The organism is Lachnoclostridium sp., assembly GCF_031997925.1.
In the GTDB taxonomy this organism is placed as follows: domain Bacteria; phylum Bacillota; class Clostridia; order Lachnospirales; family Lachnospiraceae; genus Lachnoclostridium.
In genome coordinates, this window is sequence record NZ_DAMADT010000022.1 from 36,745 (window position 1) to 52,550 (window position 15,806).

Sequence of the window (15,806 nt, forward strand, 5' to 3'; positions counted from 1 at the left end):
GTATACTTGTACTACAGTACGTAGTACGGAAAAATTAAGATAAAATGTTGAATGTGAAGTCATTTCAATATTTAAAGTAAAAACATGTGCAGAATAGAGAGTGAAAGATAAATCTTTCGCTTATGAAGTCTGTGCCTGCGTAGCCTTAGCAAAAACTTCGGATGCGCAAAAAGATTCACAGGAATGAGGAGAAAAATGTACAAATTAATCTGTAAGGATGGAAATGCGAAGCGTGGTGAGTTTTCAACGGTACATGGGAAGATACAAACCCCAGTATTTATGAATGTCGGTACGGCAGCAGCCATTAAAGGTGCAGTATCCACAATGGATTTGCAGGAAATTAAAACACAAGTTGAACTAAGTAACACCTACCATCTTCATGTAAGACCAGGAGATGAAGTTATAAAGAAATTAGGTGGTCTTCATAAATTTATGGTATGGGATAAACCTATATTAACAGACTCAGGTGGATTCCAGGTATTTTCCTTGTCTGGCCTTAGAAAGATAAAAGAAGAAGGAGTATACTTTAACTCTCATGTGGATGGCCGTAAGATTTTTATGGGACCTGAAGAGAGTATGAGAATACAGTCTAATCTGGCATCTACTATTGCCATGGCGTTTGACGAATGCCCACCGCATCCAGCAACTAGAGAATATATGGAGGATTCGGTTGCTAGAACCACACGTTGGTTATTAAGATGTAAGAATGAGATGAATCGATTGAATACTCTTGAGGATACGATTAACAAACATCAGATGTTATTTGGTATCAATCAAGGTGGGACCTATACAGATATTCGTATTGAGCATGCGAAGAGAATTTCAGAGCTTGATTTGGATGGCTATGCTTTAGGTGGACTTGCCGTTGGTGAATCTCATAGTGAGATGTACCGGATTATTGAAGAAACAGTACCTTATCTTCCAGAGGCTAAACCTACTTACTTGATGGGTGTAGGAACTCCTGCGAATATATTAGAAGCGGTAGAGCGTGGAGTAGATTTCTTTGACTGTGTATATCCGGCACGAAATGGTAGACATGGTCATGCGTATACAAACCATGGGAAAATGAATCTTCTCAATGCAAAGTATGAGCTAGACGATCGTCCAATTGAAGAAGGATGTGCTTGTCCAGTTTGTAAGACTTATAGCCGTGGTTATATCCGCCATTTATTAAAGGCAAAAGAAATGCTTGGGTTACGCTTTTTAGTAACACATAACCTATACTTTTATAACAAGATGATGGAAGAGATTAGGGAAGCAATAGAAAATCAAAATTTCGCAAGCTATAAAAAGAAAAAATTAGAAGGATTTGCTGCAGAACAGGGAAATTAGTAAAATCAGCAGCATTGAATTATAACGAGAATCTATAGGAGGATTACTATGAATCAATTAGTATTTTTAGCAGACGCTGGAGCAACGGGAGGAGCTATGTCATGGACTTGGATGATAGGATATATTATTATCATCGGTGGCTTGTTTTACTTTATGGCAATTCGTCCACAAAAGAAACAGCAGAAGCAGATGAATGCATTAATTTCTTCTCTTGAAATTGGTGACAGTGTGTTAACAACCAGTGGTTTCTACGGCGTTGTTATTGATGTTATGGATGATGTTATTATTGTAGAATTCGGTAACAACAAGAACTGTAGAATACCTATGAAGAAATCAGCAGTTGTTGAAGTTGAGAAACCAGGTTCAGAAGAGAATAAATAATTCATACAAAATCGCAGTTGAGTAAGAATATCAATTGTAGGAATAAAAAAGGCTCTGCATCAAGTGTTTGGGCGAGGTTCCATTGAAACTCGTCAAGATACTAGGTGCAGAGCTTTATTCATTACTAGAAATGTTTGAGGAGTGTACTTTTTCTTGTTTGTTCTATAATGTTAAGGTATGTGAATAAAGCAGTTCATAGTCGCAATAGTTATTATCGGAAAATTGGTTACTTTTTATTTAGATAACTCTTTAGCTTCGTTACAAGCTGATAAGGAATTTTCAAATTGCCCATACCACTACCAAGCTCAATACGAGGTTTATTGCTACCATGAAAATCACTTCCACCAGTCATCAAAAGTTCATATTTATTTACATAACGTCTTATAATTCCTTCATCGAAACCTGTATTCGTGGAATATATAGTTTCTAGCCCAACAAGTCCATAGCTTTTTAGTTCCGAAATAAGAACATCCAATTCCTCTAACGATAGATGATATAACAAAGGATGTGCTAAGACAGGAATTCCACCTGCTTGCAATACTAATGAAATAGCATCTTTTGGAGTAAGGTAGTTTCTTGGAACATAGTACTTCGTATCATATCCCAGATATTTTAAGAAGGCTTCGTTATTGTCTTTTGCATATCCATGCTCGATTAAAAAACGCGCAAAATGCGCTCTTGTTATAACAGTATTCGGTTCATCGAATAATAAAGCATCAAGTGTAATATCGATATCATCCGCTCTTAGGTTATCTATCATTTTTTGATTGCGCTGCTCTCGCTCTTTTAATGCATTTGAGAGGATTTCTTGTAAGTGTGTATCTTTTTCATTGATAAATAAACCAAGGATGTGGATGTCTTTTTTCTTGTATTCAGCAGAAATTTCAACACCAGGTATTAGTTCCAGTTCATAACCATTTTCTCTTTGTGCCCTGGTAGCAAGCTTTGCTTCTTCTATTCCATAAATGGTATCATGGTCTGTGATTGCAATGGCAGCTAATTTCTTTTGTACTGCTAAATTAACAACTTCCGTTGGGGTAAGGGTTCCATCTGATACATTCGTATGTACATGGAGGTCAACATACTTCATGATTCATCATCCTTTCTTTTGCCTATTTGTAGTATAGCATGAGTGAAGTGTCTATGCAAACTAAGGTTATAATAGCCTGTTTTGGCTCATATAATACACTAGAAATTTGTACATGTAGAAAGGAAAAAAAAATGGAGAGGATGTCTGCAACTAAATCTCGTGCGGTTTATTTATTAAAGGCCTTGGTTATTTCTTATGTTATAACCTTATTTTTACTGCTTATTGTTTCTTTTGCGATGCATCTAACGGGTATGGGAGGAACAGCGGTTAGTGTAGCAGTAGTTGCGATTACTGTATTGTCAGTATTTATTGGAAGTTTTTATCTTGGAAAGCATGTAGAACAAAAGAGATTTATATGGGGACTGACTGCAGCTATAGTTTACTTTATTGTGTACATATTAATATCCCTTTTAGTGAAAGGTGATAGTCCAGTTGATTTTCTAGAGTATGGGAAAAAACTTTTAATCATTGCAGCAAGTGGAATGTTAGGTGGAATGTTAAGTTAAATGTTAAATAGTATGTTTGAATATTTTTTCAATGTTTACTATAGGTATCCCCTAATTTATATGCGCGTCCTGACGCGCGGATGGAAGCCAAAAAGTGTACACTCTGCGAAAAAAATATGCAGAGAAATAAGATAAAGTCTGAGAAGAAGTTCTAAAACTCCAAAATACGGAGTCAAAGAACTTCTTAATCTTTTGTCCAAAATTGTTCATAACCGTCATGAATTGTTTAATCTTTTGACTTATATTTGCCTTAAATTTTCCATAACATTAAAACGATTAGTATAAGGATAGCAATCGTTAACGAAAGGCAAAAGGTGGTTGATTAAATGGCATATAGAACAATGAAGAAGTACTTAAAGAAAACAATAACAGCCTTGCTGGCTGTTGCTATGACAGCAGGATGTGTGGCTGCAGGGGTTCCAGGTAAACAAGCTTTGGCTGCCACTACAGATAAGGTAAAACAGGAAAAAAGTTCGACGGTATCTCAGGAAGACACCAAAGAAAATACAACGGGTACGTCTAACAAAGATAATGCTGATACAAAGAAAAATGAAAAAGATAAGTTAAAATTTAGATTTATTTTAACAACAGACTTACACGGTACAGTTAGTAGCGTCGATTATATCGGTGGTACTAATTTTCCGAATAGTGGGTTATCCCGTGCTTATCAATTGATTGAAAAAGCAAGGGAAGAGGTTGGAAAATCGAATACTATAACGTTAGATGCTGGAGATGTACTATTTGATGCTAGCATGGAATATATTATGGATCAGGATTCGGATGTTGTCCAGCCAATCTACCAAGCTATGTCTTTGGTTGGCTACGATGCAATAACATTGGGAAACCATGATTTTGATTATGGTAAAGATTATTTATTACAGCAACTTGCAGGATCTGGTTTGATGGATAAGGTAGTTGTTTCGAACTTAAAAGACTCAAAAGACAATTCGTATCCATTTTTGCAAAATATGATAATTACCCGAGATGCAGTAACGGAATCAGGAAAAAAGGTTAGCATTAATATTGGTATCATCGGTGAAACAATACCAACATTATCGACAAAGACAGACGACTATACTGGGATATGGAAAACAGAAGACATTGTTGAAAATGTTCGTAAGGAATCAAAGTTACTAAAAGAGCAAGGGGCCGATATAGTGGTAGCTTTAGTACACTCTGGCTTTGGTGAGGAAGAACCGGAAGCTATGGCTACGAATGCAGCTTATGCGTTGACTAAGATTGACGAGGTAGATGTTGTATTTTGCGGTCATGAGCACAATGCTTTCCCAAATCCAAAAGCAAATCTTTCCTATAATTCAATGTCTGGGGTTGACCCTGTAAATGGTATTGTAAATGGAAAAGTTATGGTTATGGCTCAGAATTTAGGACGCTCCATCGGTGTCGCAGATTTAACGCTTGAGTATGATCAGACTGCGGATCAGTTTGAAATTGTTTCACAAAAAGGTTCAAATCGTCTAGTATCTGATTATAAAACCACGGAAAATAAAGCGATTGTTGATTGCCTCTCTGAATGGAAAGAGGAGATGGAGAGTTATCGTTCACAGGAAGTTGCAACTTTAAAAGATGGGGTAACCATTCAAAACTTTTATAGTTTATTAGAGGATAGTAGTGCGCTTCAATTACAAAATGATGCCAGAATTGCGTATGCCAGAAGGTATATCGAGCGGTTTGATAAAACGTATGCAAATTACCCAGTAATTGCTGCTGCATCCAATTATAGCTATGGTGCAAATTCAGCGAATGATTATGTTAATATTAGTGGAAAAGTAAAACAATCAGATTTATTTACGCTTCAATCGTATCGTCAATATACTTGTATTTATACAATAACCGGTGCACAGTTACGTGAGTGGATGGAATGGTGTGCGGGTATGTATAATACATTGGATCCAAATGACAAAGAAGGTTCTATGTTAATATCGGATGAATGGGCAGACCAATGGCAGAACTATTCTGTATTTGACGGAATCTATTATACGATTGATCCATATGTAGCACCTAGATATAATGTTAATGGTATTAAGATAAATAATACGAAAAGAATCACGGAACTTACCCTTAATGGAAAACCGGTAACAGATGATATGGAATTTATTATTGCATCAAATTCCCTTTCCTCCCTAGCGAATACAAATCCATTATTCAAGTGGGCAAAGACACAAATGGTACGTAATTTATATCGTACTCAGGTTTTAGTTACAGAATTTTTACAAAATGAAATGAAAGCTGGTGCTTACGAGCCAGTAATAGATAACAATTGGAAATTGAACTTAAAGAAGGATCAAAAATTTATTTTAAGACTTCCAGCAATGGCTGATGATTTAACCAAGTCAAAGAATTGGTATGAAAAAACGTTAGTGAAAACAGACGAATACAATTATTATCTTTGCAGTAAGAAAGAGGATTACAAAGTAAATGAACCTCATATTGTTGTGGCACCTGGAATTTTAGATCCGGTTGCTTCCGGTTATGAGATTTATGTCGATGCATTTTCCAGTGCAGGTATTAAGAGTGTGAAGTATATGTTGGGAGAGCAAACGCTAGATAATGGCGAATGGAGAATTGCACGTACGGTTGATAACCATAAGTTTAAGGTATTTAATAATTCAAAATGTTCTATTTTGGTGGAAGATAATAATGGTGCCAAGAAGTTATATATACTAGTTATTGATAATATTGGTGTTAAGGAAATAGCAGCACCTAAGGTATGGTCCTATAGTAATAAGAAGGCATCAGTGACAGGTAGGGCAGAAGGTAGCGTAACTGTAATTGTGGAGACACCAGATGGTAAAAGCTATCAAAGCAAATCACTGATGGATGGTTCCTATAGTGTATCAGTTCCAGCTCAGAAGGCAGGTTCCTATCTTCATGTTTATCAAAAAGACGAAGTTAATAACAGAGTAAGCGCGAAGGTAAAAGTAAAAGTTAAAAGAAGTGGTCCTGATGTATTATCGGTCGATAAATATTACAATAATGCAGAAGCAATAACGGGTAAGACCAACGAAGATGGAGCATTGGTAATTGCTGTAGTCGATACTATTAGAAGAGTATATGTTCCAAAGTTTGGTGGAAAAGAAAGACTTGAATTATGTGCTGATTTAGATTTAGAGAATTTTAGCATTATTGAAGTTGATGAAACAATAGATCAGAATGGAAACTTTAAAATGGCTCTCCCTGATATTGATATTGGCTTTAGCATCAAGCTTTATAATATCGATCATGTTGGTAGAATAAGTAGGGCTGCTACAACGACAGTATTAAAAGGTGGTCCTTATACTCCAGAAGTGGTAGCATTAACTAACATCGATTCTGTAGTATACGGTAATGTTTTATCGGCTTCTAAAAATAAAGAATTATTGATTACTATATTATATGACGATGTAGTAATTAAGGATATGACAGATGAAAGTGGATACTTTGCGATTGACCTTGGTACAACACTACCTCAAGGTAAAAATATTACCATTTATGCAGAAGATACGAAAGACAAGGATTACCGTTATAGTAAGCGTACTTCTGTTATAGTAGAAGATGTATCAAGCAATGAGAAGTTCGGTAATCTTACAATTGGCGAAATAAAATATGGCACGAATGAAATAAAAGTTAGCTATTTACCAGAGAGAGAGATTACACTTGTAATACCAACCCAAAATGGTAAGGTCATCGTAAATGGTGAGTGTAATGAAAACGGTAATTTTACTTACAAATTAAAAGAAAAACCGATAGCTGGAGAATTAGTTTATGCATATCAAAGGAACAATCTTGGTAAATTAATGGCTCTTGATTCCAGTATTGCAAAGTATGAGAAGCCAGCTGTACCTAAACTGATATCCAAACTTACCAATACGAATAAGACGATACAAGTTGTTACGAATCAAGACTGCACGCTCAATGTTTTGGTAGGAAATACTCTTTACGAATCAAAGAAAGGTAAATACAGTGAAAAACAGAAAGGGTATGTTCATAAAATATCAGTCGACAAAGTTAATTCAGGAACAGTAGTTTCAATGAATGCAATTAATTTAACTACGGTGAGTGATCCTCTAGTAGTAAAAGTTGAAAAGTACGCTCCTGATATCCCAAGTGTAAAATCACTATCAAGTGGCAATGAAATGATTAATGGTAAAATTGAGGTATTTTCACAAGAAACCATTGAAAATGTAACTGTGAAAAACACAAAAACAAAAGTATTTGCAAAAGTCAATAACGTAAATTATCAGGGTATTATTTCAGAAGATGGTTCTTTCTCAATTAAAGTACCAAAACTTGTATCAGGTGATACTGTTAAAATCTATGGTTATAATAAAAATGGTTATGGACCAATTCAAACTGTAGTAATTCCATAATCTATAATAGTGAAGCAATGTCATAAATAAAATGAAAATGCTTGGATAGTGAAAGTTTTTTTCACATACCCTAACATTTATAGAACAAATAAAAAAAGCGGGACAGATTAATATTCTGATGAAACTATCATCAAAAGGATATTAATCTGTTTCCGTTTTTTAAGGTTCTGTGTTTAATGTTTTGGCGTAGTTGCAGTTGTATAGAAATTTTTTCTCTGCGTCAAGTGTTATGGTGAGGCTTATTAGAAACCTGCCTAGTCACTTGTTGAAGACATTTTCGTATGATTTTAAACTATTTTCATCTGCTATTCATAATCATAAAATCGAAATTGTCTATAATAAGTGGACCTTTTTAATGCAGAAGGATTATATAAAATTACTACATAGTCATAAGGTGTGGTTTCCCTCTTAATGAAATCCATTAAATAACTCTCAGTAAAATAACGTAAATCAATAATGTCGACTTCATGAAAGTTTAAAGCCATAAAGGAAGCAATTGGTTTGCCATAAGAATCTTGAACAAATAATATTTTACCCTTTTGGACTTTATGGTTAATGATTCGACCTAAATCAGGATTACCACCAAGGTAGCAGTTATCACGATAAGCAAGTGGCGTATCCGGGTTATCCATACGCTCAGGATAGAAGACGGACTCTTCAAAGGTTCCATTTCGAACCAGATAGAGGGAAGCATTTGCATCATATTTCATATAAGTGAGTTTTGTTTTAAATTTTGGGTAGATAAAAGTAAAATCATCAATACCTGCATACCATTTACCTACTCGATTCGCTAAGGAACCTATAAAGGATTGTTTTAAAGTAACCTGATTATAATTTGCTTTATTATAGGTTTGTTTGTTATATTGAAATCCATAATTTCTTTCCATATAGTCTAGCATATACTGGTAAGCAAAAAATGCGCTTTCTGTTGTCCAATGATGATCAGTGTTATAAAAGAGACTAGGATAATTTAAAAAGTTGTAGGCAAATACTTCCCGAAAATCGATATAATCAATATTAAGTTTATCAAGACCCTCCAGCAATTTATCTGCGTTCTTATTCGGGTAATCTTCTAGACCATAAGGTAACTCATTTTTGTCTCGATTGACCTTATATGGTGCTTGCACATATAACAGTTTTGTTCCGATGGATTCTAGATATTTATTTAGTACAGTAAAATTCTTATGAGCAATTCGAACCCCGATGTCTGGATAAGTGTAGGTTAATTGACCATTATCCATTTTATATACCGTATTATTATCATTGGATTCCGGTATCATTCTTTTCTGTAAAATTCTTTGAGCCAATCCATTCCAGTCAATCAAGGATAGTCTACCTGGAATTGAATCATTGATAACTGATTCTGTCTTGGAAAAAGCAATTCCAAGTTTAGCCGAAAGAGAAGTGGTGGAAGAGATAGGTTTTTGATCGATATTTTCATCAAGAATTTCTTCCTCTTCAGATTGATCTACATTGACAGAAAAAGTATTATTTAGGGATTTTTTAATATCCATAATCATGGTAGGAGAGTTAATACATAAACCAATAAAATAAGTCATAATAATGAGAACAAATAAAATTCCAGTTATTAGACTTCCGATATGCAAAGAGTTTTTTTCATTATTCATATTAAAAACCATGCCTTTCCATAGCTAAAACTTCCTGGTTTTTGTTATTCATGTGTTAACAATAGTTGTTAAGTGATAATAGCTGTATAGATTCAGATAACTAATAAATTAAAGTAGACAAAAGGCTTGTATACATTCACATAAAAATAAAATTAGACAAAAGGCCTGTATACATTCACAAAAAATAAAATTAGACAAAAGGCTTGTGTACATTTACATAAATCCTAAAAATTAAAGTAGATAAAAGGATTGTAAGCACCTTTCACGATATAGGTAATTGATACTAATAAAAGCAAGATATAATACATAGGGGTGAGGATATTACTAATTGCTAATTCATGATAATTGATACGTTTCTTTAGAATGGCTAAAAGTGGTGTAGAGCAGATAATAGCAAAAATTATAAAGATAATATTATCTAGAAAATAAAATCTAGCAAAGGTATCTGTGTAATTTCCTCCAACTCCAAACATTGTACCAAGGTAAGAGAAAGCTTCCGGCAAATCAATAGAACGGAATAAGACCCAACCAATGCATACAAAGAATAAGGTATAAATATGCCTTACGATACGTAGTCCAGAAGTTCTTTCAAAGCGAGTTAACTTTTCAGTCGTGATTAAAACAAAATATAAAAATCCCCATGCTATAAAGGTCCAATTTGCACCATGCCATAATCCAGTTAATATCCAGACGATAAACAGATTACGGACTAGCTTAAGTTTTGTGTCTACTCTACTACCACCTAGCGGGAAATATACATAGTCACGGAACCAACTTCCTAAAGAAATATGCCATCTTCTCCAAAATTCCGAAATAGAGGCAGAAATATAAGGATAATTAAAGTTCTCATCAAAATGAAAGCCGAACATTTTTCCAAGCCCAATCGCCATATCTGAATATCCAGAAAAATCAAAAAGGATTTGAAATGAGTACGAAATTGCACCTAGCCATGCAAATGCTGTAGATAATTGATCATTTGGTAAATTAAAAGCTTTATCAGCTACAATAGCAAAGTTGTTAGATAATAGTACTTTTTTAGAGAGTCCGATGATGAAACGTTCACAGCCATCAGAAAAATCTTTGATGTTTTCTCTCCTATGATCGATTTGATCTGCGATCGTTTCATAGCGAACGATAGGACCTGCAACTAATTGTGGGAATAAGGCTATATACAGACCGACATTTAAAGGATTCTTTTGAACTATCCCTTGGCCTCGATAAACATCAATGACATAGGAGATAGCTTGAAACGTAAAGAACGAAATCCCAATTGGTAGTATGATATTTGGTACTGGGAACTTTAAAGAAAAAAGTCTGTTAATATTGGTCACAGTAAATGCTAGGTATTTATAAATGAATATAATACTGAGGTTATATAATACTGTTATGATAAGCAAGATTTTGCTGATTATCTTATTATCTCGATGTAGATCAATATTAAGGCCGATGACATAATTAACTAAGATAGAAAGAAGCATAATTAACACAAACCAAGGCTCTCCCCATGCATAGAAAAGAAGACTGGCTAAAAATAAAAATATATTTTGAGCCAATCGCTGCGAATAAAGTGTATAGTATATAATTAATACGAGTGGTAGAAATACAAAAAGAAATATACTTGAGGAAAATATCATAAAGACCTCCGAAATTTAAAAAGTTCTTTCTGATAGTATTCTCAAAATAATCAAAATTATTGGAAAAAAAATAGACCATCGAATTGATGGTCTATCTATGCTATTTTGATGAACCAGATGACGTAGTAGAGGTTGTTTTTGCTGTTGGGGTTATCGCTGGTTCGAATTCATCCCCATCCTCTATTTGAATTGTGTCATCTTTTTCTACCACTGTAATGGTACATTTTGTTACTGCATTATCAACAATTGCATAAACTGTAGTAACTCCAACACCTTTTGCGGTAGCTCTGCCACCAGAACTAATGGAAACGATGGAAGAATCGGTGGAGGAGAATTTTGCTGTTTCTACTGTATTATACGGTGCTATGATATACTTCAATGTAGTTTTTTGTCCAAGAGCCATCTTAAGCTCTGTTTTAGTAAAACGGATACTAATCGCCGGTACACCAACATTGATATCACATTGTAATGTTCCAATTGTCTTATTGCCTTCTTTTACAGTAACGGTTACTGCCGCAGTTCCAATTTCAACACCAGCAATCTCGCCCTTATCATCTACAGTAACTATATTGGTATCACTGGATTTATAAGTAACGGTTTGAGTTTCTGTAACATTGTATACTTTTAGTGAATAAGTTTTACCTTTCACTAAATCTTTGCTTTTCACATTCAATTTAATTTCAGCTTGGGTTTCCTTTGAGGCTGAAGAAGCGTCTTCTGTAATTGTTTTTGCATAAGCTTCTAAACCCTTGCCGGTAAAAGGCAAAAACAATACAAAGATAAGCAGGAAACTAAGGACAAATATGCACTTTTTAAATTTGCTATAGGTCATAGTATAGTCCTCCTTACTATTTTTCTTTATGTCACATCCAAGTTCAGTATAAACGGATATTTTGTCAGAATAATGGCAAAACGTTAAAAAATCTTAAGAATCTGTGCTAAAATATTAAGATTTTATTTCGAAAAAGCTCTTGTCTTATGTGACTTTATTCAATATAATGTAGGTATACTTGGGTTATTATGTAATAAAATACAATATGGGGGATACTCTTCTATAATTTTTTATTTTGCCCTTAGTATTTGTATCATTTAATACAATTATTCATAAGATAAAGTTGATGAAGAGATGGAGGTGGCTTGAGTGCAACATATTCTAATTGCAGATGATAATCCAGATATTACAGATGTACTGGCAGCTTATGCGAGAAAGGAAGATCTGGTACCAGTCATCGCTGCTGATGGGGAAGAAGCAATCCGGATGTTTAGACAATACAACCCTGCCGTTGTATTATTAGATGTCATGATGCCGAAGGAAGATGGCTATGAGGTTTGCCGAAAGATCAGAGCAAAATCCGATGTACCAGTTATATTAATTACGGCACGCGGAGAAGATTTTGAAAGGATTATGGGTCTAGACATTGGTGCTGATGATTATATTGTAAAACCTTTTAGCCCTAGTGAAGTAATGGCTCGTATACGAGCAGTATTACGGCGAATGACTAAAAAGGAAAAAGAACAAACTTCTGAGAATGTATTATCCATCGCAAACTTAGAGATTAATTTGGAGGAATATACGTTACATATCGGTGGTACCAAGATTTCCTTAACAAAAAAGGAAATCGAAACCATGTGGACTTTAGCTAGTAATCCGAATAAAGTTTTTACGAGAGATAACCTGCTTGATAGTCTATGGGGCTTTGATTATTTTGGCGACAGTCGAACTGTAGATTCCCATATAAAGCGCTTACGAGCTAAACTTGATATGTTAGATCATCCAAACTGGTCCATCAAAACAATTTGGGGTGTTGGATACAAATTTGAGGTTGATGAAGATGTGCAATGAACGAGAAAAATTTAGATTTGATAGGTAAAGAAATGGAAGTAACATCAGTAGATGTTCAAGATAAAATAAAAAAAAAGAGTAGAGTATATAATCGTCTGTTTTTTAAAGTGTATGTGAATTATGCCCTTGTGGTTTTACTTTTTGCTCTCGTGCTTGGGGCTGTTTTTCTACAGCTTAGTGAAAAAGCAGCAAAAAATAATATAAAGCAGCAATTATTTAGTCAAGCAAAGGCTATTGCAAAGAGGTATAATGAATTTATACTTGACGAAGACTATGAAAAAAGTTTGCCTTATATAGAAGTACTTAGTGAAGTTGGTATTGTCGCAGATGATGTCTGGGTTCTATCAAATCCGAATGCCAGTATTCCTATGAATAGCGATTTTACCACAGGGATAGATTTAAAAGATATATCAAGGGAGTATCAAGAAGTCTACCTTGGTGCGTTTGCAGGTGAAGATACCTATCGTTCTAGGTATAGTAAGATTTATGGATTTGATATCATTTCTGTCGGAGTTCCAGTTAGAGGTGCTAATGGTGAAGTATGTGGTGCTATTTTATTAAATGCGAAAGTAGAACGCCAAACGGAAGCCATTCGGGATACCAAATCCATGATTTTCTTAAGTATGGTAGTTGCTTTAATTGTATCTTTTATCTTTGCAATTCTTTTTGCAAGGCAGCTTGTAAGACCAATATCAAAAATGCGCCAAACAGCACTATTGTTAGCAGAGAAAAAATACGAATCAAAAACGGGAATTAACCGGAAAGATGAAATTGGTGATTTGGCTAGAACCATTGATTTCTTGACTGATAAGTTAATGGAGAATGAGGTCATACGAAAGAATCTAGATCAAATGCGAATGGACTTTTTTGCAAATGTATCACATGAGCTTAGAACGCCAATCACTGTAGTGCGTGCATATACAGAGAGCTTAGTTGATGGTGTAGTTGAGGAGGAATCTACAAAGCAGCAATATTATGAAAAGATGCTGTTAGAATGCAAAAGTATGGAGCGTTTAGTTGGAGATCTCTTAATACTAGCGAAGATGCAAAATCCTGATTTTGTGATTGATAAAGAACCTGTTAATTTAACTCAAGTTTTTGATGATATCTTAAAGACAGTTAGAACCATGGGTATGAAAAAGCGTATCAGCGTATGCCTTGAGAATGATCATACCGTACAATTGATGTATGGGGACTATGACCGTTTGCGCCAAATGTTTTTAGTAATTTGCGATAATGCAATTAAATTTTCAAAAGAAGATTCAACCATATATATTTCCGTTACCAGGGGAGAAAAACTTCGTATTTCGATTCGAGATGAAGGGATTGGTATTGACGGAGATGAGTTGTCTAGCATATTTGATAAATTTTACAAGTCAAAGTTACGTCAAAATGCGAAAGGTTCTGGTCTTGGGCTTGCTATCGCGCGTCAAATTGCTTTGAAACATGGAGGAACAATTGAAGTATTCAGTACCATTTCGGTTGGGACAGAATTTGTATTTTCATTTGATTATATAACAGAAGAAGAATTGGAACAAAGGTGAAAATTCGACATATAATGTAATAAATATTGGAAACCAATATTTACATTCTTATAATACTTGAAAAAATAAAAAAATCGGGATATAATAATACCAAGTTAACTACCTGGGGTGCTCGATACTCTTGCTATTTTGAACCTACAATACTTTAAACGGGATTCCTATATTGGTAAGCCGATGTCAAGCCTCCGTTTGCAGTGGAAGACAGAAACTTACTTGCGGTTACCCACCTAGCTAGCGCTAGGAGTCAAAATACAGGAACCGGCATTTTGGGAGTTACAAAAAAGTGATTTTTTAGACAGCGTATGCTGTCTTTTTTTTAATCTATAGGTAATTGCTCTACGATTACCTATAGATTAAAGACTCTCTGAGGAATTGCATTTGTTTCTATATCCCTTCAAAAGAAAACTCTGGAATAAAGCTTTCATTCGCTGTTTGGCCTTCTTGAATAAAAGCATTCGTAATTCCGAGTTCGATGGCAAAATCGATGACGTCATTGTATTCTCTTTTTGTTACTTTACGATTAATCTCCGGATAATTAGATAATCCATCAAGAGGGGTAAATTGATTCATAATACTAAGATAGATGGTATCATGGTAAGTTTCAGAAAGATAACGTAGAATTTTTTTGGAATCTGTTCGATGACCAGGTAGAACTAAGTGGCGAACGATGACACCACGCTTAATCCTATCATTCTCAAAGACAGGCGTGCCAACTTGACGTACCATTTCTTTTATTGCTTCCTTTGCAATGCTAGGATAATCTTTTGCATTCGAGTAGCGAAGTGCAAGGTTTTCGTCCATATACTTAAAATCTGGGAGATAGACATCGACGTATCCGTCTAATAATTTAAGAGTAGAAATCTTTTCGTATCCGCTAGTATTGTAAACAATAGGTATGGTTAGCCCATTTTGCTTTGCAATTATTAAAGCTTTTACAATCTGTGGAACATAATGAGTTGGAGTGACAAGATTAATGTTTGTAGCTCCTTTATCTTGAAGTGATAAAAATATTGTTGAAAGATGTTCAATAGTAATTTCTTTTCCAACAGAACCATTAGCAATAGGATGGTTTTGACAGAAGACACAACGAAGAGTACAGCCAGTAAAAAAGACAGTACCAGAGCCATCCTTTCCGGTGATACAAGGCTCTTCCCATAGATGAAGAGCAGCTCTTGCTCCAAATACATTTGCTGGCATACCACAATAGCCAGTTTTCTTAAAACGATTGACTTTACATTCTCTTGGACATAAAGTACAAGCAAATAAAATTTCTGTTGATATCGTTTTTATATTACTATAATTATCTTTTTCTATTGATTGTAACATTGGAAATCCTCTCTGGAAAGTAAAATGTATCCTAAAACGTACAGGCATATACTGATATTATAATAGCGATTTATTTTTTTGTAAATCTAAGTTCTATGTATATATGCGTTTGGAACAAAACCACAAGTAAAATTAGCATACTGCATTTTATTCAT

At 34.6% G+C, this 15,806-nt stretch carries 11 protein-coding genes and 1 other RNA gene; 7 read left to right on the plus strand and 5 right to left on the minus strand.

Features of this window, described 5'->3' with window-relative positions; all coding sequences use genetic code 11:
• Positions 1 to 195 precede the first annotated feature (195 nt).
• The gene (tgt, locus tag RTP52_RS13910) at positions 196 to 1,332 is read left to right on the plus strand and encodes a tRNA guanosine(34) transglycosylase Tgt (RefSeq protein ID WP_312100465.1); all 1,137 of its coding nucleotides are present in this window, start codon (positions 196 to 198) and stop codon (positions 1,330 to 1,332) included.
• Positions 1,333 to 1,380: 48 nt separating this feature from the next.
• The gene (yajC, locus tag RTP52_RS13915; RefSeq protein ID WP_312100463.1) at positions 1,381 to 1,713 is read left to right on the plus strand and encodes a preprotein translocase subunit YajC; all 333 of its coding nucleotides are present in this window, start codon (positions 1,381 to 1,383) and stop codon (positions 1,711 to 1,713) included.
• Positions 1,714 to 1,939: 226 nt separating this feature from the next.
• Here yajC and RTP52_RS13920 read toward each other — a convergent pair whose 3' ends face one another.
• Positions 1,940 to 2,803, minus strand: coding sequence for a PHP domain-containing protein (locus RTP52_RS13920; protein WP_312100461.1), 864 nt, complete (start codon positions 2,801 to 2,803; stop codon positions 1,940 to 1,942).
• Between the two features lie 131 nt (positions 2,804 to 2,934).
• Between RTP52_RS13920 and RTP52_RS13925 the strand changes: the two genes are divergently transcribed.
• Both RTP52_RS13925 and RTP52_RS13930 read left to right on the plus strand, forming a co-directional pair.
• Complete coding sequence (locus RTP52_RS13925; RefSeq protein ID WP_312372066.1) at positions 2,935 to 3,309, plus strand: TIGR04086 family membrane protein; 375 nt, start codon at positions 2,935 to 2,937, stop codon at positions 3,307 to 3,309.
• A gap of 326 nt (positions 3,310 to 3,635) precedes the next feature.
• Complete coding sequence (locus RTP52_RS13930; RefSeq protein ID WP_312372067.1) at positions 3,636 to 7,676, plus strand: Ig-like domain-containing protein; 4,041 nt, start codon at positions 3,636 to 3,638, stop codon at positions 7,674 to 7,676.
• A gap of 305 nt (positions 7,677 to 7,981) precedes the next feature.
• Here RTP52_RS13930 and RTP52_RS13935 read toward each other — a convergent pair whose 3' ends face one another.
• From RTP52_RS13935 to RTP52_RS13945, 3 genes are all read right to left on the minus strand, one after another.
• Entirely contained in the window at positions 7,982 to 9,304 is a 1,323-nt protein-coding gene (locus RTP52_RS13935) for a DHHW family protein (protein WP_312100456.1), read from the minus strand.
• Positions 9,305 to 9,528: 224 nt separating this feature from the next.
• Positions 9,529 to 10,938 carry an MBOAT family O-acyltransferase gene (locus RTP52_RS13940; protein WP_312372069.1) on the minus strand — a complete coding sequence of 470 codons (1,410 nt, stop codon included), beginning with the start codon at positions 10,936 to 10,938 and terminating at the stop codon, positions 9,529 to 9,531.
• Between the two features lie 100 nt (positions 10,939 to 11,038).
• On the minus strand, positions 11,039 to 11,770 hold the full coding sequence (locus RTP52_RS13945) for an Ig-like domain-containing protein (RefSeq protein WP_312102779.1): 732 nt from the start codon (positions 11,768 to 11,770) through the stop codon (positions 11,039 to 11,041).
• Positions 11,771 to 12,079: 309 nt separating this feature from the next.
• Here RTP52_RS13945 and RTP52_RS13950 point away from each other — a divergent pair, with 309 nt between their 5' ends.
• The 3 genes from RTP52_RS13950 (at position 12,080) to ssrS (ending at position 14,602) form a co-directional block, all read left to right on the plus strand.
• Positions 12,080 to 12,781, plus strand: coding sequence for a response regulator transcription factor (locus tag RTP52_RS13950; RefSeq protein ID WP_312102777.1), 702 nt, complete (start codon positions 12,080 to 12,082; stop codon positions 12,779 to 12,781).
• Entirely contained in the window at positions 12,778 to 14,325 is a 1,548-nt protein-coding gene (locus tag RTP52_RS13955; RefSeq protein ID WP_312102775.1) for a sensor histidine kinase, read from the plus strand. The genes RTP52_RS13950 and RTP52_RS13955 overlap by 4 nt, the downstream gene beginning before the upstream one ends.
• Positions 14,326 to 14,422: 97 nt before the next feature.
• A non-coding RNA gene (gene ssrS, locus RTP52_RS13960) (6S RNA) lies at positions 14,423 to 14,602 on the plus strand.
• A 107-nt stretch (positions 14,603 to 14,709) separates the two neighbouring features.
• Here the strand turns inward: ssrS and RTP52_RS13965 are convergent.
• Positions 14,710 to 15,651 (minus strand): radical SAM protein, encoded by a 942-nt coding sequence (locus RTP52_RS13965; RefSeq protein WP_312102773.1) that lies wholly within the window; start codon positions 15,649 to 15,651, stop codon positions 14,710 to 14,712.
• Positions 15,652 to 15,806: the final 155 nt, after the last annotated feature.